Origin of the sequence: Dactylosporangium maewongense, from assembly GCF_039531485.1 — a bacterium.
In the GTDB taxonomy this organism is placed as follows: Bacteria; Actinomycetota; Actinomycetes; order Mycobacteriales; family Micromonosporaceae; genus Dactylosporangium; species Dactylosporangium maewongense.
The window spans coordinates 311,429-331,480 of sequence record NZ_BAAAQD010000001.1 but is presented as its reverse complement, the minus strand read 5'-3'; the positions used below and the strand labels follow the sequence as shown (position 1 = coordinate 331,480).

Genomic DNA, 20,052 nt, shown 5'->3' with positions numbered 1-20,052 from the left:
GGGTGGGCGGCCGCTAATAATGATGAAGCTCAGGGAAACTTTGTCAACACCTCCTCGTATCAAATCGAGGTACGGGGACTTCACCCCACGTCCCGGAGGCCCATCCATGCGTACCGCCCCGCGGCGGCGAGCCCTCGCGTTCGCCGCCGCACTCTGCACGGCCGCCGCCACGGCCGTGCTCGCCGTGACCGTGCAGGCGCAGCCCGCCGTCGCGGCACCGGCCGGCCCACCGGCCAGACCGGCTCCGCCCGCCACGCCGAGCCCGTCGCTGACCGACCACCCGCTCACCGCCGCCCCGAGCCCGCTCGACAACCCGTTGAAGGGCTTCGCCCGGTTCTACTTCCCGGGCGACAACCAGAGCACCGGCTACCCGCGGTCCCTCGCGTGGAGCTACTTCGGGCTGTCCGAGGTGATGACCAACGCGGCGAACTGCGGCAGCTACGACTGGTCGATCGTGGACAGCGCGCTCAACGAGATCGCGTCGTACGGCAACCAGGCCGCCATCCGGTTCTTCATGGAGTATCCCGGCGGCACCGGCAGCCATCCCGGAAACTCCATTCCGCACTGCTTCGACGGGCACGTCACGTACCGCAACAACACCTTCTGGGGGACGGTGTCGCCGGACTACGACAGCCCCTACCTGCTCAGCGCGCTGTCCGACTTCATCGCCGCGTTCGGCGCCCGCTACGACGGCGACCCCCGGATCGGCTTCATCAACCTGGGCATCGTCGGACTCTGGGGCGAGTGGCACACGTGGCCGTTCGACACCGACACCGCCGACGGCTACCCGAACCTGATGCCGACCGACGCGCACGGGGCGCAGATCATCCAGGCGTTCGACACCGCGTTCAACAAGACGAAGCTGGAGATCCGCTACCCGGACTCCGCCGGCGGCGCCGCGAACACCCGCGACATCGGCTACCACGACGACTCGTTCTGCTACCGGGAAGGCTCGCCGCTGGCGGGCGTGACCCTGCCGCAGTCGCTCGGCGGCGCGAGCTACTCGCAGCTGCAGCGCGCCGTGAACATGGGCGTGGAGAACAAGTGGATCACCAGCTCGATGGGCGGCGAGGTCCGGCCGGAGATCCAGAGCTCCGCGTTCACCTCGTGGCCCGGCGGCTCGGGCCAGGTCGACAACATGAAGGCCTGCATCGAGCTGGAGCACACCACCTGGAAGATCAACCAGACCAGCCAGAGTTACTCGCCGTCTGACCCGAACGTGGCCGCGGCCGTGCGGCTCATGGGCTACGACCTGTCCGCGACCCACGCGTACTTCCCGAACACCGTCAGCGGGAGCAGCGCGACGGTCGGCGTCACGCTCGTCAACAACGGCGTGGCCCCGTTCTACTACCCGTGGACGGTCACGCTCGGCCTGAAGAACTCCGCCGGGACCGTGGTCAAGACCTGGGACACCCCCTGGGACCTGCGGACCGTCCAGCCGCTGAAGATCCGGGCGTTCCCCGACTGGGGCGTCGGCGCCGACCCCACGTACCGCGACTTCGGCTATCCCCAGTACTTCCAGGCCGGTGTCAGCCTCACCGGGGTGGCGACCGGCTCGTACCAGCTGGTGCTGCGGGTCAGGAACCCGCTGGAGGCGGTGAGCGCGAACGCGAAGAAGCTGCGCTTCGGCAACGCCACGCAGAACGCCGACGGGTGGCTGGGCCTCGGCGCGATCGGGGTCGGCGGCGGGGGCGGCGGCGACACCACGGCGCCGACCGTGCCGACCGGGCTCGCCTCGCCGGCGAAGACGGCGAGCAGCGTGTCACTGACCTGGAACGCGTCGACCGACGCCGTCGGCGTCACCGGCTACCGCGTGCTGCGCGGCGGCACCCAGGTCGGCACGTCCGCGACCACGTCCTACACCGACAGCGGCCTGTCCGCGTCGACCGCCTACACGTACACCGTGCAGGCCTACGACGCCGCGGGCAACGTGTCGGCGGCGTCCAGCCCGCTGACCGTCACGACCTCCGCGAGCGGCGGGGGCGGGGGCGGCGGCATCGGCCTGGACGACTTCGACGGCAACCCCGCCTACCCGTCCGCGGCGAAGAACGACCTCGCGAAGTGGACCGGCGGCAACTGCTTCGGAAACGGCGGCGGCAACGGCGTCGTCGCCGGCGGCGCGCTGACGTTGCAGTACAACAACTGCGGCTGGTTCGGCAGCGACGTCGCCACCGACGTCTCCGCGTACACGTACCTCGTCGTGCGGGTCCGCGGCGCCTCCGGCGGCGAGCAGAGCCACTTCAACCTGAGCCTCGGCGGCGCCAGCAAGGTGTTCGGCGACTACACCCTCGACGGCGGCGGGCACCCGGTCATCACGACGTCCTACCAGGACATCAAGATCCCGATGGTCGCCAACGGGATCAGCCGCACCAGCCCGGCGCAGCTCGCCATGGGTTTCTGGTACGGCGGCAACAGCTCCATCTCGATCGACAGCCTCTCCTTCAGCAACTGACCCCCCGCGCCGGCGCCGTCCACTGTGGACGGCGCCGGCCTCGCCAAGGAGCATGATGCACCGGACCCGAATCGCGGCCGCGCTCCTCGCAGTCGCGCTGCTGTCGACGCCCGGCGTCGCCCACGCGGCGGCGCCGACCACCACCGCCACCTACACCGCCGACCTCGGCACCGTGTTCACCAACCCCGAGCGCGGCTTCCACAACCGCTACGAGATCGTCGACGACCCCGCCGTCAACGACTACGCCAGCAACACCATCCCGGGCTTCAACCCCGACATGCTCGACCGCACCTTCGCCCGCGCGAAGGCGAACGGCAACACCCTCATCCACAGCTACCTGCACCTCGACAAGTACCAGACCGCCGACCTGCCACCCGCCCTGATGACCAACCTGGGCACCGGGCTGGCCGCGATCCGCGCCCAGGGCATGAAGATCGTCCTGCGGGTCGCCTACGTCTGGGACGGCTACTCCGCGGTCACCGAGCCGCAGATGGAGCGCCACATCGACCAGCTCGCGCCGGTCCTCGCGGCGAACGCCGACGTCGTCCTGCACCTGGAGGCCGGGTTCTTCGGCGCCTGGGGCGAGTGGCACTCCAGCCCATACACCGCGTCGTCGGAGGAGAGCCAGGCGCCGGTCCGCTACCGCCTCGTCAAGAAGCTGCTCAGCAGCACGCCCGCGACGATGCCGATCGCGATCCGCTACCCCATCTTCAACTACGAGTTCGCGCAGCGGACCACGCCGCCGCCCGGCTGCCCGCTGCCCGACAACTGCCTCATGACCACCCAGGACAAGGACCGGCTCGGCTTCCACGACGACTGCTTCCTCGCCGACACCGCCGACATGGGCACCTACGACCAGAACTCCTGGCTCGGCTGGTTCGACGTGTCGGTCAAGAAGCAGTGGGTGTACGACATGGCGACCAGCGCCGGCGGCAACAAGATGATCGGCGGCGAGACCTGCAACGCCAGCGGCGCCAACGACAGCGCCGGGGTCAACGCCCAATACGAGCTGTCCCACCAGCACTGGACGGAGATCAACGAGGACTACGCGCCGGTCAACACCGACATCTGGAAGGCCGCGCACCTGGCGGCGTCGGGCAACGACCCGGCCGAGACCCTGTTCACCCGCATCGAGCGCAAGCTCGGCTACCGGCTGCGGCTGCAGGACGCCACATACACCACGCAGGCCGTCGCCGGCAGCCCGTTCACGTTCGCCGCGCACCTGACCAACGACGGCTACGCGGGCATCATCAAGCCCCGCCCCGTCTTCCTGGTCTTCGACAACGGCACCCAGCGCTACAACGTGCCGCTGCCGGACCTCGACCCGCGCACCTGGCGCCCCGGCGCGGTCACCGTCCCCACGCAGACCGTGACCCTGCCGTCGATGACCGCGGGCACCTACAAGCTCGCGCTGTGGCTGCCCGACCAGGCCACCGGGCTGCGCGGCAACCCCGCGTACTCCGTGCGCCTGGCCAACACCGGCACCTGGGACGCGACCAAGGGCTACAACGTGCTCGCGGGTGCGATCCAGGTCGGCTCGTGCACGGCCGACTGCGTGCCGCCCACCGCGCCCACGCTGACCTCGACCGGCACGACCGCCACCTCGGCGTCGCTGTCGTGGACCGGCGCCACCGACAACGTCGGCGTCACCGGTTATGCCGTCCTCCGCGACGGTACGCAGGTGGCCACGGTGTCCGGCACGTCGTACACCGACACCGGGGTGCCCGCGGGCTCCCACACGTACACCGTCACCGCCCGCGACGCCGCCGGCAACGTGTCGGTCCCGAGCAACGCCGTCACCGTCGGCGTCGGCTGCACCGACTGCGCACCGCCGTCGACGCCGGCCGGGCTCGCGGTCACGGGCACCACCACGACCTCGATCTCCCTGGCGTGGAACCCCTCGACCGACAACGTCGGCGTCACCGGATATCTGGTGTTCCGCGACGGTACGCAGGTCGCCACGGTTGTGGGCACCGCCTACACCGACGGCGGCCTGAGCGCCGGCAGCTACACGTACACCGTGAGATCCCGCGACGCGGCGGGCAACCTCTCACCGGCGTCGGCGCCGCTGACCGCCTCCACCGCCCCGCCGACGCCGGCCGGTCTGGTCGTCGACGACTACGACGGCACGCCCGCCTACCCCTCGGCGGCCAAGAACGACCTCGGGAAGTGGACCGGCGGCAACTGCTTCGGAAACGGCGGCGGCAACGGCGTCGTCGCCGACGGGGCGCTCACGTTGCAGTACAACAACTGCGGCTGGTTCGGCAGCGACGTCGGCGTCGACGTCTCCAGCCGCACCTACCTCGTCGTGCGCATCAAGGGCACGTCGGCGGCGCACTTCAACCTCAGCCTCGGCGGCACCACGAAGGTGTTCGCCGACTACACCCTCGACGGCGGCGGGCACCCCGCCCTGACCGGCACCTTCCAGGACATCAAGATCCCGCTGGTCGCCAACGGCATCAACCGCGCCAACCCCGCGCAGCTCGCGATGGGTTTCTGGTACGGCGGCAGCGGCACCGTCACGATCGACAGCATCTCTTTCGTCTGATCCTGTTCACAGCCTGACCACGGTGCTGGTCAGCCGGGCCCGCTCGGCTGACCAGACCACCCGGTGCGAGGCGAGGCTCGTCGCCATGTCCGAGCTGAGCAGGCTGCCGTCGTTCGCCGCGACGGCGGCGAGGAAGGCCTCCACGAGTCCCTCGTCGCCGCCGTCGTGCCCGTCGCCGGCCTCGCCGGTGTCGACGGTGCTGGTGGTGCTGGTGGTGCCGGTGCGGAAGTCGGTGACGCTGAGGTGGCGGCCGTCGCCCTCGATGCTGCCGTGGCTGCCGAAGAGCCGGGTCTGCCGGCGCTGCATGGGCGTGAACGCCGTCATCGTGAACGTGGCCGTCACGCCGCCGGTGTACTGCATGGCGACGACCTGGTGGTCGACGACGTCGTTGTCGCAGTCGTACACGCAGCGGCCGTACGGGCCTTCCCGGAGTGCGCGTCCCAGATCGCGCGGATCGTCGGTCACGGCGTCCACCGGCCACCTCAGCCTGCCGTCTTCTGTCTTGTACAGCCTGACCGCCGAGTACGGACACGTCGGCTCCACCGCGCAGTCGACGCACCGCTTCGCTGATCCCGGCGGCCGGTTGCCGGCGTGGAAGTGGGCCAGGCCGCCGAACGACGCCACCTGGCTGGGGGTGTCGCCGACGACGTACGCCAGCCAGTCGAGATCGTGGCAGGACTTGGTCAGCAGCATCGGACCCGACTCGTCCTTGCGCCGCCAGTTGCCGCGGACGAACGAGTGCGCCTGGTGCCACCAGCCGACCGGCTCCAGGTGCTGCACGCTGACCAGGTCACCGATGCTGCTGGTGTTCAGGAGGTGCTTGAGCGCTCGCGTGTACGGCGTGTAGCGCAGCACGTGGCAGACCGCGCCGATCACGCCCGCCGCCTCGACCGCCTCCGCGATCCGGCGCGCCTCCGGCTCCGTCGGCGCCATCGGCTTCTCCAGCAGCAGGTGGTATCCCTGCCGCGCCAGCGCCACGGCCGGCTCGACGTGCAACCGGTCCTGGGTGGCGATGACGGCCGCGTCGGCAAGCCGTCCCGCCGCGCTCATCGCCTCCCAGCTGTCGAAGACCGCGCCCGCCGGGATGCCGTGGGTCCTCGCGAAGGCCGCCCGGCGCTCGGGGTCCGGCTCGGCAACCGCGACGATCTCGGCATGCCGCGCCGCCGCGAGCCGTGCGTACTGGCGGCCCCGCAGGCCCGCGCCGACCACCGCGATCGTGACAGGGTTGCGATCCCCCGAGTACTTTGTAAACTCCATAGCAATATTGGCGCGCCGCCGGCACGATACGTCAAGGGGAAAACTGTGACAGATCAGGTCATCAGCGGCACCGATCTGTCCCGGCTGCGCGAGCTCAACTCGCTGACGGTCGTCCGGGCGCTGCGCGACCAGCCCCCCGCCACCGTCACGGAGCTGGCGAAGCTGACCGGGCTGTCCCGCCCCGCCGTCGACGTCATCGCGCAGGGCCTCGTCACCGGCGGCTGGGCCACGGTCGTCGAGCCGAGCGGCAGCAGCGTCGTCGGGCGGCCCGCGCGGCGGTACCGGTTCCGCGCCACCGCCGGACACGTCATCGGCGTCGACGTCGGCGCCCACAAGATACTGACGTTGCTGGCCGACCTCGACGGCAACGTCGTGCACACGGCCCGCTGCACCGTCGCCGCCGACGCCGACCCGCCGTCGCGGCTCGCCGCGCTCGACGCCGTGCTCGCCACCTGCCTGTCGGAGGCCGGGAAGACGGAGCAGGACATCTGGGCCGTCACCATCGGCGTCACCGGCCCCGTCGACGCCAGCGGCAAGACCACCCTCTTCACCCCGCTGCCCGGCTGGCAGACCGTCGACCTCGCCGCCCACCTCAGCGACCGCTTCACCTGCCCCATCGTCGTGGAGAACGACTGCAAGCTCGCCGCCCTCGCCGAGCGCTGGCAGGGCGCCGCCCGCGACGCCAACGACATCGTCTTCCTCCTCGCCGGCCTGCGCATCGGCGCCGGCCTCATCATCGACGGCGTCCTGCGCCGGGGTTACGGCGGCGCCGCCGGCGAGATCGGCGCCCTGAAGGCCGTCCGCTGGCTCACCGCCCCCTCCCACCTGGGGCAGTGCCCCGGCGTGCCGGCCACCGTCAGCCCCGACGACGCCGCCGCCTGGGTCTTCAACGCCGCCCGCGACGGCAACCGCGACGCCCGCTCCGCCGTCAACCGCTACGTCAAGGACCTCGCCATCGGCACCGCCGCCCTGGTCCTCGCCCTGGACCCCCAGGTCGTCGTCTTCGGCGGCGGCTTCTCCCGCTCCGCCGACCTCGTCCTCGACCCGCTCCGCCGCGAGCTGGGCCGCCTGTGCCTGCGCCTCCCCGACGTCCGCGCCTCAACCCTGGGCGCCGACAGCGTCGCCCTCGGCGCCCTCCGCCTCGCCCTCAACGAGGTCGACCAGCGCCTCTTCACCCTCGGCCTCAGCGCCCCCGTAGCCCCCCGCCGCTAGCCGGCTGGCTGTAATTCCCCCCCACCGCCGCCGCGACGCCATGATCCGGAAGAGTTTGTGTCGCCATAGCAGCACAAAGTCTTCCGGATCATGAGAAACGGCCCTGGTACCAACCAGTCCAGCAAACGACGTCCATCACTACCCCATGATCCCGCGCGATCCCGGCAGCCACAGCCACCGCAACCATTCGGGATCACGGGCCGCCGAGCCCACCACCATGATCCGGAAGGCTTTGTGTCGTCACAGGCACACAAAGTCTTCCGGATCACGAAAAACGCCCCCGGGACCGACCCGTCCAGCAAGCGGCGACCGCCACTTCCCCATCCCACGCGGTTCCGGTGGACAGGACCACCACAACCATTCGGGATCACCAGCCGCCGAGCCCACCACCATGATCCGGAAGACTTTGTGTCGTCATAGCAGCGCAAAGTCTTCCGGATCATGAGAAACGGGCCCGGGATCGACCGTTCAGCGGGATCACGGGGGTGGTGGGGGTGCTGGGAGGATCTGGGGGTGGTGAGGTTTGCGCTCACGGAGCGGGTGCGGCTCGGGCTGGTCGACGACAGCCTGGCGGGGTTGTCGGTCGGGGATGCGCTCGGGGCGCAGTTCTTCATGGTCGGGCGGTCGGTGGGCGACCTGGTCGCGGGGCGGGTGCCCGACGGGCCGTGGGAGTGGACCGACGACACGCACATGGCCTGCTCCGTCGTGACGGAGCTGCGGGACGGGCCCGCCATCGACCAGGACAGGCTCGCGACGCGGTTCTCGCTGCGGTACGAGTCGCACCGCGGCTACGGGGCCGGCGCGGCGACCGTCCTGCACGAGATCCGAGAGGGCGTGCCGTGGCGGGAGGCCGCGCGGCGGGCGTTCGGCGAGCAGGGGTCGCTCGGAAACGGGGGTGCGATGCGGGTGGCGCCGGTCGGGGCGTACCACGCGGACCGGCCCGCACGGGCGGCCGAGCAGGCGGCCCGTGCCGCCGAGATCACCCACGCGCACCCCGAGGGGGTCGCCGGGGCGGTGGTCGTCGCCGTCGCGGCGGCGCACGCGGCGGCGTCGAGGCTCGGTGGGATGCGGCCGGAGCCGAAGGCGTTCCTGGAGCTGCTGCGGCCACACACACCCGATGGCGCCGTGGAGCGGGGCCTCACGAAGGCGGGCCGGCTGATCGGGCGGACCGCGCAGGAGGCCGCGTACGAGCTCGGCAACGGCAGCAGGGTCACGGCGCAGGACACGGTGCCGTTCACGGTGTGGGTGGCCGCGACTCACCTCGACGACTACCCGGCGGCCGTGACCGCGTGCGTCGTCGCGGGCGGCGACATCGACACGACCGCGGCGATCGCCGGCGGGATCGTGGCCGCGTACACGGGTGTCGGTGAACGCACCGAGACAGGCGCCGGCGTACCGCGGCCGTGGATCGACGCCAGGGAACCGCTACCGGACTGGGCCTGCTGACGGGCGGGTCACCGGACCGGGCTGGGCGACGGTGACGAGGACGGGGACGGGACGTCGGGGAAGGAGCGGTCGCCGAAGAGGATCCTGGCGGCGGCGGAGCGGCCGGGGCGGGTGCGGAGAAGGGCGACCGCGGCCTCGGCGGCGGCCGGGGAGGTGACGGACGCGAGGGCCCGGCGCAGGGCGAGGCGGCCGCGGAAGCGGGAGCGCAGGGCGTTGCCGTCGTAGGCGCGCAGCACATGGTCGTCGCCGGTGCGCAGATAGTCGGCCGTGACCGTGGCGGCGAGCTCGGACAGGCGCAGGCACGGGTCCAGGCCGCCGGCGGTCAGCGGGGAGACGGCACCGGCGGCGTCGCCGACGAGGAGGCCGGACGGGCACGCCAGGCGGCGCAGGACCCCGCCGACGGGGATCGGGCCGCCGCGGCGCTCTGCGGGACCGGTGGGGCCGGCGGGTGCGGTCAGGCCGGGGGCGTCCGACGTGAAGGCCGACAGGAGGTGGCGTACGCCGGAGCGCATCGCGGACGGGTAACCGGCGACGCCCGCGTGGACGTGGTGACCGTCGTCGATGACCCACCCGAGGTAGCCGGGGGCGACGCGCGGGTCCAGGACGCAGTGGAACGCGGGGACGGTCGTGGCGGACCCGCTCGGGTGGATGATCTCGGCGCCGACGAGCAGCCGGCGGTTGACGTCGAGGCCGAGGTCGCGGGCGACGGCGGAGCGGGCACCGTCGGCGCCGACGACGAACCGGGCCCGGACCGGCTCGGCGCCGTCCAGGTGCGCGATGCCGGTGGTGATGCCGGTGTACCGGACGCCGAGCAGCACCCGCGCGCCGGCGGTCTCCGCGGCCCGCCGGGCGTGGTCGTAGACGGCCGGCATGTCGGCGACGCGGTACTCGTCGCGGTCGCTGGTCAGGTGTACAGGGTCGCGGCGGGACGGCGGGTAGAGCAGCACGTCGCGGACGCCGGGGCCGAGGAGGTGGCCGGGCAGGTCGAAGTCGTCCAGGGTGCGCCGCACGAAGATCCCGGTCGTGCGGACCCCGGCCGCGAGGGACCTGCGCCGGTCGACGACCAGGACCCGCAGGTCCCGCTCCGCGAGCAGGCGGGCCGTGTGCAGGCCTGCCAGTCCGGCCCCGACCACCAGTACGTCAACCGTCTCCACGGGACGGACGGTAGAGCCGATCCGGGCCGCACGGGCCGGCGTGCACCGGACCCGCCCGACACCTTCGCAGCAGGTTCACAACGCGGCCCGGGCCGGCGTTGACACGGCGCGTGACACTGTCGGCATGCTCGCATCGAAGCCCGTGCGTACGGTGCTCGCCGCGTTCACCGCCGTGACGCTGGCGGGCTGCATGCTTCGCCCGAGCGACGAGCCCGACGACCACCTGCTCGATCCGGCCGCGACGGCGGCGACCCCGGACCCGTGCGGGCTGCTGACGCCGGAGGAGGTGCAGCAGGTGCAGGGCGGCACGATCGAACCCGGCGAGGAGATCCGCGGCAACCGTACCGGCGAGCGGGTCTGCTCCTTCGACCAGCAGGGCACGAAGCTGCTCACCACGGTCAGCGTCTACCCCGAGGACCGCGCCGGGTTCGACGGCGAGTTCGAGACCGTCAAGGCCGCGAAGCCGAAGCTGCTCGCGCTGGGCCCGAAGGCGGTGGCAAGGCTGCCGTGAGGCCTGCAATCCTTCCCCGCCGCTTGATCGAATGACGAATCTGGCGCCCACCATGATCCGGAAGACCTTGTGCAGTCATAGCTGCACAACGTCTTCCGGATCATCGAACGGCGGGCCGGCGAGGTCCAGCACGCGTCGGGCGGCGCGGACCACGGCGGCGTCGACCATGCGGCCGTCGGCGCCGACGAGCACGCCCGCGCCCGAGGAGACCGCCGCGTCGAAGCGCTCCACCAGGTCGGCCGCCACCGCGATCTCGACCGCCGACGGGGTGAAGACCTCGTTGACGACCGGGATCTGTGCCGGGTGGATGCACGCCCGGCCGACGAACCCGAGGCGCCGGAAGGCGACCGTCGACGCCCGCAGCGCCGGCAGGTCGCGGTAGTCGGTGCTGACGGACGCGACCGGCGCGGCGATCCCGGCGGCGGCGCTCGCGAGGACGACCTGCGAGCGGACGAAGAGCAGCTCACGCTCGTCGGGGCCCAGGGTGACGCCGAGCTCGGCACGCAGGTCCGCCTCGCCGATCTGCAGCCGCGCGACCCGCGGTGCCCGGGCGATCCGGGCGGCGTCGAGGACCGCTGTCGCCGTTTCCAGCAGCGGTACGACGGGGACCGCGCCGACCGGAAGCCCCCGCTCCTCCTCGGCCGCGGCCAGCACCGTCCCGAGCGCGGCGACCTCCGCGGCGCTGCCCGCCTTGGCGAGGCACACGCCGGCCAGCCGGGGGCCGACGACCGCACGGACGTCGTCGAAGCCGGCGGGGCCAGGGTTCACCCGCACCCAGACCGCGGGACCGGCGGCCGGCAGGTCGGCCAGCCAGGCGGCGACGATCGCGCGGGCGCGGGCCTTGCCGGCCAGGGGCACCGCGTCCTCCAGGTCGACGATGAGCGCGTCGGCCCCCCGGTCCAGGGCCTTGTCGAGCTTCGCGGGAGCGTCGCCCGGCACGTACAGGTAGGACCTCATCCGATGCTGCCCTTCCCGCTGGTGAGCGCCTTGGCGATGACGATGCGCTGGATGTCGTTGGTGCCCTCGCCGATCATCATCAGCGGCGCGTCGCGGTAGAGGCGTTCGACGTCGAACTCCTTGGAGTAGCCGTAGCCGCCGTGGACCTGCATCGCCGACAGCGCGCACGCGGCGGCCGCCTCCGACGCGAACGCCTTCGCCATCCCGGCCTCCATGTCGACGCGGCGGCCGGCGTCGGCGCGGGACGCCGCCCAGTACACCATGAGCCGCGCCGCCTGGACCTGCATGGCCATGTCGGCGAGCCGCAGCTGGATCGCCTGGAAGTCCGAGATCTGCGACCCGAACGCCCTGCGCTGCCCCGCGTAGCGCAGGGCCTCGTCGTAGGCGGCCTGGGCGATGCCGAGGGCGCGGGCGGCGACGTTGATCCGGCCGGTCTCCAGGCCCGACAGGACCTGCTGCATGCCGCGCCCCTCGACGCCGCCGAGCAGCGCGGACGCGGGGACCCGGCAGTCGTCGAAGAGGATCTCGCACGACTCGGTGCCCTTGTAGCCGAGCTTCGGCAGGTCCCGGAGCACCTCGAAGCCGGGGGTGCCGGCCTCGACGAGCAGCACGGACATACCGCGGTGCGCGGGGTCGGCCGACGGGTCGGTCTTGACCAGGACCGGCAGCGGGTCGGCGTGCCGGGCGTTGGTGATCCAGGTCTTGCGGCCGGTGATGACGTAGTCCTGGCCGTCGCGGCGGGCGACGGTGCGGATGCCCTGCAGGTCGGTGCCGGCGTCGGGTTCGGTGAGCGCGATCCCGGTGCGGCGGGCCCCGGTCGCGAGGTCCGGCAGGTACGCGCGGCGCTGCTCGTCGGTGCCGTGCCGCGCGATCAGCCAGCACGACAGGGAGTGGCTGCCGAGGATGCCGGCGATGCCCATCCAGCCCTTCGCGATCTCCTCGAAGACGAGGGCGAAGGAGACCATGTCGGCGCCGAGGCCGCCGTACTCCTCGGGGACGGTCAGCCCGAACAGCCCCATCCGCCGCATGGTCTCGACGATCTCGGCCGGGTAGCGGTCGGTCGCCTCCCATTCGCGGGCGACGGGACGGATCTCCCTGTCGACGAACGCGCGCAGCGCGTCGCGGAACTGGCGCTGCTCGTCGGTGAGCTCGAAGTCCACGGGTCACCCCAAACGGAAGACGGGAAGGTTGCGGCCGTCGTCGAGCGGCCGCCAGTGCACGACGACGGTGGCGCCGATCGCGGCGTCCTGCCAGGGCTCCACGTTGGACACCAGGCGGGGGCCTTCGGCGAGCGTGATGACGGCGACCGCGTAAGGCTCCGATGCGCGGCGCACGACGGTGTACGTCTCGATCACGCCGGCGCCCGAGGTGTCCACCAGGGGCGGGTCGGGCTCCCCGCAGCGCAGGCACAGCGGGCGTGGGTAGTGCTGGTGGTGCCCGCAGGCGGCGCAGCGCTGGACGGTGAGCCGCCGCTGCCTCGTCGCGTCCCACCACGCGGCCGTCGTCTCGTCCACCGGGATGCTCACGAGGTCCGTCCAAGCAGGACGGTGCCGTGGGTGGAGAGGATTCCGCCGGTACCGTGGGCGAGCGCGACCCGGTCCGCCGTGCCGCGCAGCCGTCGGACGGCCTCGACGAGCAGCAGCACGCCGAGCTGCCCCGGGTGGCAGTAGGACAGCCCGCCGCCGGACGTGTTCATCGGCAGAGTCCCGGCTTCGACGAGGTCGGGCGCCTCGCCGAAGCCGCAGAAGCCGAGGGCCTCGAGGGTCAGCAGCACGGTGATGGTGAACGAGTCGTAGATCTGGGCGCTGTCGACGTCGGCGGGGGTGAGCCCGGCCATGGCGAACGCGCGCCGGCCGGAGTCGACGGCGCCGGTGCGCAGCAGGTCGCCGACGCCGACGATGGAGGTGCCGGTCGTCGCCTCGCCGTAGCCGAGGACCTCGACCGGGACGGCGGGCAGGTCACGGGCGCGGTCCACAGTGGTCAGCACGACGGCGCCGCCGCCGTCGGTGACGAGGCAGCAGTCGGCGACCCGCAGCGGGTCGCTCACCAGCGGACTGGCGTCCATCTCCGCGGCGTCCAGCGGTCCCGCACCGTACCGGTAGGCGCGCGGGTTCTGCTGCGCCCATTCGCGGGCCGCGACGGCCACCGACGTCATGCCGGCCCGGCCGCGGTCGGCGCCGTACGTGTGCAGGTAGAGCTGCGCGGCGAGCGCGTACGCCGACACGGGGTACAGCGGCCCGTACGGCTGCTCGAACTGCGCCTCCGGCGTGTGCGCCTCGTAGGGGTCGAAGGTGCGGCTGCGGGCGGAACGCTGGTTGGACCCGTACGAGATGACGACGACGGACGCCTGCCCGGCCTGGATCGCCTGGACGGCGTGGCCGACGTAGAGCTCGAACGCCGCGCCGCCGGCGAACGTCGAGTCCGTCCACCGTGGACGCAGCCCGAGGTGCTCGGCGACCTGGGTGGCGGAGAAGCGGGACACGCCGTTGGTGGCGAGCCCGTCGACGTCGGCGAGGCGCAGCCCGGCGTCGGCGAGCGCCCGGGCGACCGCCTGCGTCTGCAGGTGCAGCGCGGTCTTGCCGGTGACCCCGAGGTCCGACTCGGCCGCGCCGACCACGCAGACCCCGGTGGTCATCGCAGTTCCACTGTGGACGACGCGGGCGCGACCGCGACCCGGCCCTCGGCTTCGACTCGGTGCTCGATGGTGACGAGCCGGCCGTCGACCGCCTGAACAACACCCAGGCAGCGCACTGTCTCGCCGGCGTAAACGAGGCTTTTGAAGCGGAACGTCAGCGAGCGAAGCACTCCAAAAGTGCCGATCCAGTCCTGGACCTGCTCGGCGAGCAGCGCCCCGAACACCTGCCCGTCGACGACCGGCCGGTCCAGGCCGCGCGGCGCCAGGTAGGACGGGTCGTAGTGCAGCCGGTGCCAGTCCCACGTGGCGCCGGCGTAGGCGATCATGTCGGGCAGCGCGATCAGCCGTTCGAGGGGCGGCAGCTCGAGGCCGGGCTTCACGGCGTCACCGCCAGGTAGATGATGGTCTCCTCGTTGGTGGCGAGGAGGTCGCCGTCCTGGTTGGTGTAGGTGGCGCGCGAGGTGAACACCAGCATCGGCTGCCCGGCACCCGTGGCCCGCTCGGCGATGTCCACGAGCCGCCACACGGCGGTGACCACGTCGTCGGGGCGCACCGCCCGGTGGAACTCGTAGGCGTTGCCGCCGCGGACCTGGCGGGTGCCGGGCAGGTCGATCCCCCACGTGTGGCCGGCGTAGCCGTCGGCGTCGCGGGGCAGCCCGGCGTACTGGTTGGTCTCGCAGATCAGCGTCGGCGGCGCGACGACCCCGTCGTGGCCGGCGGCCCGGGCGGCCGCGTCGTCGGTGTAGACGGGGTTGTCGTCGCCGACCGCGAGGGCGAAGTAGCGGATCGCCGCGCGGCCGAGGGGTTCGGGCGCGGTGTAGGTGGCCTCGCGGCCGATGAGGGCCCGGATCTCGTCGGTCATCATGCGAGCACCGCCGTCGGCACGACCTCGATCAGGAACTCCGGGCGCAGCAGCGCCGAGCAGACGACGGAGGTGACGGCGGCGTCCGGGTACCGTTCGGCGCGCACCGCGGCGAGCTTCGGATAGTCCGCGGCGGCGGCAGGGGTGACGTATTCGAGCAGACGGGTGACGGTCCCCCGCCCGGCCGCCTGGAGCACCAGGTCGACGCTGTCGTAGAGGTAGTGTGCCTGCATCAGGAGGTCCCCCTCGTGCAGCGCCAGCTGGGTCTCCGGGTCGAGCGCGCCGAAGCCGGACATCACGAGGGTCTCACCCGCTACGACGCCGGGGACGTAGGTCAGCGTGTCGTACCGGTCCCAGCCCGGGTTGAACGACCGCAACGGCCCCCGACCGGCCAGCGCGTCGATGGAGACCATCGCGCCCGCCTCCACCGGGTTGTCGACGAGGATCCCGGCGGCACCGGGGAACACCGGGCCGAGCAGGTCCCGGCGAGGGCGGCCGCAACGCGGGTACTCGGCCCGGGTCGTGGTGGCGGTGAAGTCGGTCGTGCGGACCAGGGCGTCGAGGCCGAGACCGGCGGCCTGCAGCAGCTCCCCCAACCGGACCAGGCACCAGCGGTACTGGTCGCGGAAGGCCCCGGTCGTGGTGTGCACGCTCGGCAGGTGCACCAGGTCCCCGGCGGCGCGCAGCAGGCCGCCGGCGATCGCCTCGCCCCCGCCGGGGTGCGCCGTCAGTTCGACGGCGAAGCGGTGCCCCGGGTCGGGGAACCCGGCGACGGGCACGACCGACACCGGCACCCGGTGCCCGTCCAGGAACCGCTCGCGGGCGCCCGGTGGGGCGGTGGCGGTGACGTACTCGGCGACGTGGACGACGTCGCCCGGCCCGAACCCGGCGTCGGCGAGGTGACGGGCGGCCGACGCGTAGACGGTCGCGGGGTCGGGGCCGGCGATCCCCGGCAGGTAGGTGGTCATGCGGTCGCTCCCAGCGCGTCGAGAAGGTCGTCGAGGTCCGTGGCTTCCGGTAGCGCGTCCACGGCGGCGAGCACGGCGGGCCCGCCCGCGCCGAGGTTGGCGAGGGCCTTGCCGCGCACCGTGTCCGCCAGGCCGGGCGAGTCCGGCCCGCCGCCGCTGCGCGGCACCTCGGCGGTCAGCGTCCGGCCGTCCCGGAGCGTGACGACCACCCTGCCGGGCTGGTCGGCTGCGGCACCCGCGAGGTCGGCCACGCGGTGCCGTACCGACGCCGCCAACGCCGACACGTCGGGCCGGTCGACGCGGGTGAAGGTGTCCACGGTGACGGCCCGGTCGACGAGCATCGCGGCGACACACCACGCCAGGGCGAACTTCGCCTGGTACGCGGTGCGCGGCGCGGCCTGGTCCGGCCCGCAGACGATCGCCTCGGCGTCGGGGTGGATGTCGACGACCACGGCGGCGACGTCGGCCGGGTCGAGGCGCAGGGTGGCGGCGGCGTCGAGCGGGGCGTGCAGCAGCTGGCACGCCGGGTATGGCTTCACGGTGATCCGGGTCAGCTCGAACCGCTCGCCGAGGCCGTCGAGGACCGCTTCCGGCGCGACCCGCCGGCCGGCGAGGGCGGCGTAGAACCCGGACGCGCCCTCGATCGCGCTCGCCGGCCCGCTGGCACCCGCGGCGGCGAGGCGGGCGGCGAGGATCCCGTGGTGCGCCGCGAAGCCGGTGTGCAGCTGCTTCGTCGACGACCCGGTGTGCAGGAACTCCAGGAGCCCGCCGGCCTGGCTGGCGGCGATGCCGATCGCGTCGACCGTCTGCGCCTGGGTGAGGCCGTGCAGCCGGGCCGCCACGAGCGCCGCGGCGATCACCCCGCAGGCGGCGGTGGCGTGCACCCCGCGCGCGTGGAACGCGTGCGGCGCCGCACCCCCGAGCCGGCAGATCGTTTCGAGCCCGACGACCGCGGCCGCGACGGCTTCGGCCCCGCTGACCCGCAGCTGCTCCCCCACCGCGAGCACCACGGGCAGCACCGGTGCCGTCGCGTGGACGAGGCCTCCGGCGTGCGTGTCGTCGAAGTCGAGCGCGTGCACGAGGACCCCGCCGGCGAGCGCGGCGGCGGGCGCCCCGAGGCGCGTGCCGGTGCCGGGGCTGCGCGCCTCGGGCGGTCCGCCGAGCCCGCGGGCGACCGCGAGCGCCGGTCCGGCCGCGTCCGAGCGGAGCGCGGCGACGGCGGTGCCGCAGCCGTCGAGCAGATGGCGCAGCGCCGCGTCGACCACCCGCGGCGGCGGCGCGGTGACCGACATCGCCCACTCGGCGAGGGCCTCGGAGACCGTCATGCGGGCGGTCCGAAGGCGCCGGCGGCTTTGAGCGCGGCGACGCGGGTGTCGTCGTAGCCGAGGACGTCGTGCAGGACGTAGCCGGCGTCCTCGTTGCGGCGGGGGGCGCGGCGGTGCGGGACGGGGTCGGTGCCGACCCGTACTGGCGACGCGGGCTGCCGGACGGTGCCGAAGTGCGGGTGGTCGGTCTCCACGACCAGGCCGCGGGCGACGGTGTGCGGGTCGGCGAGCGCGGCGGCGACGTCGTTGACGGGGCCGCACGGGATGCCGGCGGGCTGCAGGTCGGCGAGCCACGCCGCCACCGTCCGCGTCGCGAAGGCGTCCTCGAGCAGCGCGAGCAGGATCGTCGCGTGGCGGTGCCGGTCGCCGAACGTCGCGAACCGCGGGTCGGCGGCGAGCGCCGTGCCGGCGACCCCGTCGAGCAGTGTGGCGAGCCGCCGCCAGAACTTCTCCTTCGCGCAGCCGACGACCAGCCAGCCGTCCTGGGCCGCGAACACCTGGAACGGCACCAGCGACGGATGCGCCGAGTGGTGCGTCCGGATGGGCTCGAAGCCGCCGTTGAGGTGCCACACGGCGGGGTACGTGAGCATGCCGACGGCCGTGTCGTACAGGCTGAGGTCGCAGTCCATGCCGACGCCGTCGCGGCGGGCCGCGTGCACCCCCGCGAGGAGCGCGATCGCGGCGACCAGGCCGCCGCTGTAGTCCACCAGGGACAGCCCGCTCTTCGTCGGCGGGCCGCCGGGCTCGCCGGTCAGCTCCATCCAGCCGGCGAGCCCCTGCAGGACGTAGTCGTAGCCGGGCTGGTTGGCGCGCGGGCCGGTCATGCCGAAGCCGGTCAGGGAGCAGCAGACGATCGCGGGGTTGATCCCGGCGAGGTCCTCGTAGCGGATGCCGAGCTTCGCCGGCACGTCGCCGCGCAGGTTGGAGTAGACGGCGTGGCTGGCCCGCACCAGGTCCTCGAACACGGCCCGCCCGGCCGGCGCGGTGACGTCGAGGGAGATGGAGCGCTTGTTGCGGTTGAACGTCTCGAAGAACAGCGAGTCCTCGCCGTCGGCGAACGGCGGCACGTAGCGGCCGACGTCGCCGCCGGTCCGCGGGTCCTCGACCTTGATGATCTCGGCGCCGAGGTCGGCGAGGTGCACGGACCCGAACGGTCCCGCGCCGTACTGCTCCAGGGAGACGACGCGGACGTCTTCGAGCGGTCTCACCGGCTCAGCTCCTCGATCAGGCGCAGGATCCGGTCCTGCAGCGCGCGGATCCGCTCGGCGGGCAGCCCGTGGGTCGGCGGGCTCAGCTTCACGGCCGCGGCCAGGCCCGAGTACGCGGCGATGCGCGACGCGACCTCGTCGGGGGTGCCGCTGAGGGTGAGCCGGTCGACCATGGCGGGCGCGACGGCGCCGGCGAGCCCGTCGGCGGGCAGTCCGCCGCGGAACGCCTCGATGACGCCCCGCTGCTCCTCGGCGAGGTCGTGGAAGGCGAACAGGTCGGCGTAGGTGCGCACCGAGGCGTAGAACCCGACGACCCCCGCGGCGGCGGCGCGCGCGGCGGCCGGGTCGTCGTCGACGGCGCAGCAGGCGGACACGACGACCTCGAACCCGGGCCGGGGCCGCAGGCGGGGCAGGACGTGCGACGACAGGTAGGACGGTGAGCACAGCTCGTGGGAGATCCACCCGTCGCCGATCTCCCCGGCCAGGGCAACCATCGCGGGTCCGACGCCCGCCAGGTACACCGGGATCTCGGTGCGCAGCGGCGGGTACGGCCGGCGGTAGCCCCGGATCCGCAGCCTGACGAGGTCGCCGTCGAGGTCGACCGGCTCGCCGGTGTGCGCGCCTGCGACGACCAGCCTGATCGCGGCGACCGTCTCGCGGAGGCGCTGGACCGGGCGGGACCAGGCGACGCCGTGCCAGTCCTCGTTGAGCCGCTGCACGCCCGTGCCCAGCCCCAGGCGCAGCCGCCCGCCCGACAACTCGTCCAGGTCCAGCGCGGACAGCGCGGTGAGGAAGGGACTGCGCGCGAAGGCCAGGGCGATCCCGGTGCCCACGCCGACCGTGTGGGTACGGGCGGCGAGGGCCGCGGCGGTGACGGGCGCGCTGCGGTGCAGCTCCGGTGCCCACACCACGGCCGCCCCGGCCGCCTCCGCCCGGCGTGCCGCGTCGAGCTGCTCTCGCAGCGTCGCGCCCCAGGGCTGGAAATGCAGCGCCGGAATCGTCATACCGTCAGCGGCCCGGTCTTGGCCACCGGGAAGTGTGACTTGTCGTGGGGGGCGTCGCGGCGGTACACCATGACGCTGCGCCGCCAGGACATCACCTCGTCACCGTCCTGGTTGAGTCCGCGGGTGCGGCAGGTGACGATGCCGGCGTAGGGCCTCGACGCCGACGGGCGGGTCTCCAGGACGATCGACTCGGCGTAGAGGGTGTCGCCGACGAACACCGGCGCGGTGAGGCGGATCTCCTCCCAGCCGAGGTTCATGATCGCGTGCTGGCTCATGTCGGAGACGGACAGCCCGAGGACGACCGCGACGCTCAGCCCGGAGTTGACGATGAGCCGCCCGTACGGTGCGGAGGCGGCGAAGTGGGCGTTGAAGTGGTTCTGGTTGGTGTTCATGGTGAGCAACGTGAACCACGTGTTGTCGGCCTCGCTGATCGTGCGCCCCAGCGGGTGCTGATAGACCGCGCCGACGGTGAAGTCCTCGAGGTAGTTGCCCAGCGTCATGCTCGTGACGCTA

The 20,052-nt window shown here is 73.0% G+C and carries 18 protein-coding genes; 5 read left to right on the top strand and 13 right to left on the bottom strand.

Features of this window, described 5'->3' with window-relative positions; genetic code table 11:
- Nucleotides 1-106: 106 nt before the first annotated feature.
- Nucleotides 107-2,452: a DUF4832 domain-containing protein gene (locus ABD332_RS01495; protein WP_344498646.1), complete on the top strand. Its 2,346-nt coding sequence runs from the start codon at nt 107-109 to the stop codon at nt 2,450-2,452.
- Between the two features lie 55 nt (nt 2,453-2,507).
- Nucleotides 2,508-5,000: a DUF4832 domain-containing protein gene (locus tag ABD332_RS01490; protein WP_344498644.1), complete on the top strand. Its 2,493-nt coding sequence runs from the start codon at nt 2,508-2,510 to the stop codon at nt 4,998-5,000.
- 6 nt (nt 5,001-5,006) lie between these two features.
- On the opposite strand, the gene ABD332_RS01485 is transcribed toward ABD332_RS01490, so the two are convergent.
- Nucleotides 5,007-6,257: a Gfo/Idh/MocA family protein gene (locus ABD332_RS01485; RefSeq protein ID WP_344498642.1), complete on the bottom strand. Its 1,251-nt coding sequence runs from the start codon at nt 6,255-6,257 to the stop codon at nt 5,007-5,009.
- Between the two features lie 45 nt (nt 6,258-6,302).
- Between ABD332_RS01485 and ABD332_RS01480 the strand changes: the two genes are divergently transcribed.
- Nucleotides 6,303-7,469: an ROK family transcriptional regulator gene (locus ABD332_RS01480; RefSeq protein ID WP_344498640.1), complete on the top strand. Its 1,167-nt coding sequence runs from the start codon at nt 6,303-6,305 to the stop codon at nt 7,467-7,469.
- 516 nt (nt 7,470-7,985) lie between these two features.
- Nucleotides 7,986-8,915, top strand: a complete 930-nt coding sequence (locus ABD332_RS01475; protein WP_344500668.1) for an ADP-ribosylglycohydrolase family protein — start codon at nt 7,986-7,988, stop codon at nt 8,913-8,915.
- A gap of 8 nt (nt 8,916-8,923) precedes the next feature.
- Here the strand turns inward: ABD332_RS01475 and ABD332_RS01470 are convergent, their stop codons facing one another.
- Nucleotides 8,924-10,069, bottom strand: coding sequence for an FAD-dependent oxidoreductase (locus tag ABD332_RS01470; protein WP_344498638.1), 1,146 nt, complete (start codon nt 10,067-10,069; stop codon nt 8,924-8,926).
- A gap of 124 nt (nt 10,070-10,193) precedes the next feature.
- Between ABD332_RS01470 and ABD332_RS01465 the strand changes: the two genes are divergently transcribed.
- Nucleotides 10,194-10,580, top strand: a complete 387-nt coding sequence (locus ABD332_RS01465; RefSeq protein WP_344498636.1) for a hypothetical protein — start codon at nt 10,194-10,196, stop codon at nt 10,578-10,580.
- 75 nt (nt 10,581-10,655) lie between these two features.
- On the opposite strand, the gene ABD332_RS01460 is transcribed toward ABD332_RS01465, so the two are convergent.
- From ABD332_RS01460 to ABD332_RS01410, 11 genes are read right to left on the bottom strand one after another with little or no spacing between them, the layout of a single operon-like run.
- On the bottom strand, nt 10,656-11,537 hold the full coding sequence (locus ABD332_RS01460; protein ID WP_344498634.1) for an HpcH/HpaI aldolase/citrate lyase family protein: 882 nt from the start codon (nt 11,535-11,537) through the stop codon (nt 10,656-10,658).
- The gene (locus tag ABD332_RS01455; RefSeq protein ID WP_344498632.1) at nt 11,534-12,697 is read right to left on the bottom strand and encodes an acyl-CoA dehydrogenase family protein; all 1,164 of its coding nucleotides are present in this window, start codon (nt 12,695-12,697) and stop codon (nt 11,534-11,536) included. The genes ABD332_RS01460 and ABD332_RS01455 overlap by 4 nt, the downstream gene beginning before the upstream one ends.
- A gap of 3 nt (nt 12,698-12,700) precedes the next feature.
- Entirely contained in the window at nt 12,701-13,063 is a 363-nt protein-coding gene (locus ABD332_RS01450) for a Zn-ribbon domain-containing OB-fold protein (protein ID WP_344498630.1), read from the bottom strand.
- Nucleotides 13,060-14,172: a thiolase C-terminal domain-containing protein gene (locus tag ABD332_RS01445; protein WP_344498628.1), complete on the bottom strand. Its 1,113-nt coding sequence runs from the start codon at nt 14,170-14,172 to the stop codon at nt 13,060-13,062. The genes ABD332_RS01450 and ABD332_RS01445 overlap by 4 nt, the downstream gene beginning before the upstream one ends.
- Complete coding sequence (locus ABD332_RS01440; protein WP_344498626.1) at nt 14,169-14,552, bottom strand: MaoC/PaaZ C-terminal domain-containing protein; 384 nt, start codon at nt 14,550-14,552, stop codon at nt 14,169-14,171. The genes ABD332_RS01445 and ABD332_RS01440 overlap by 4 nt, the downstream gene beginning before the upstream one ends.
- Nucleotides 14,549-15,037, bottom strand: coding sequence for an FAS1-like dehydratase domain-containing protein (locus ABD332_RS01435; RefSeq protein ID WP_344498624.1), 489 nt, complete (start codon nt 15,035-15,037; stop codon nt 14,549-14,551). Before ABD332_RS01435 ends, ABD332_RS01440 begins: the two co-directional genes overlap by 4 nt.
- On the bottom strand, nt 15,034-16,002 hold the full coding sequence (locus tag ABD332_RS01430; protein ID WP_344498622.1) for a RidA family protein: 969 nt from the start codon (nt 16,000-16,002) through the stop codon (nt 15,034-15,036). Before ABD332_RS01430 ends, ABD332_RS01435 begins: the two co-directional genes overlap by 4 nt.
- A complete protein-coding gene (locus ABD332_RS01425; RefSeq protein ID WP_344498620.1) occupies nt 15,999-17,327 on the bottom strand; it encodes an MmgE/PrpD family protein in 1,329 nt (442 codons plus the stop codon). Before ABD332_RS01425 ends, ABD332_RS01430 begins: the two co-directional genes overlap by 4 nt.
- Complete coding sequence (locus ABD332_RS01420) at nt 17,324-18,535, bottom strand: CaiB/BaiF CoA transferase family protein (protein WP_344498618.1); 1,212 nt, start codon at nt 18,533-18,535, stop codon at nt 17,324-17,326. Before ABD332_RS01420 ends, ABD332_RS01425 begins: the two co-directional genes overlap by 4 nt.
- A complete protein-coding gene (locus ABD332_RS01415) occupies nt 18,532-19,539 on the bottom strand; it encodes an LLM class flavin-dependent oxidoreductase (protein ID WP_344498616.1) in 1,008 nt (335 codons plus the stop codon). Before ABD332_RS01415 ends, ABD332_RS01420 begins: the two co-directional genes overlap by 4 nt.
- On the bottom strand, nt 19,536-20,039 hold the full coding sequence (locus ABD332_RS01410; RefSeq protein ID WP_344498614.1) for a MaoC family dehydratase: 504 nt from the start codon (nt 20,037-20,039) through the stop codon (nt 19,536-19,538). Before ABD332_RS01410 ends, ABD332_RS01415 begins: the two co-directional genes overlap by 4 nt.
- Between the last annotated feature and the right edge of the window lie 13 nt (nt 20,040-20,052).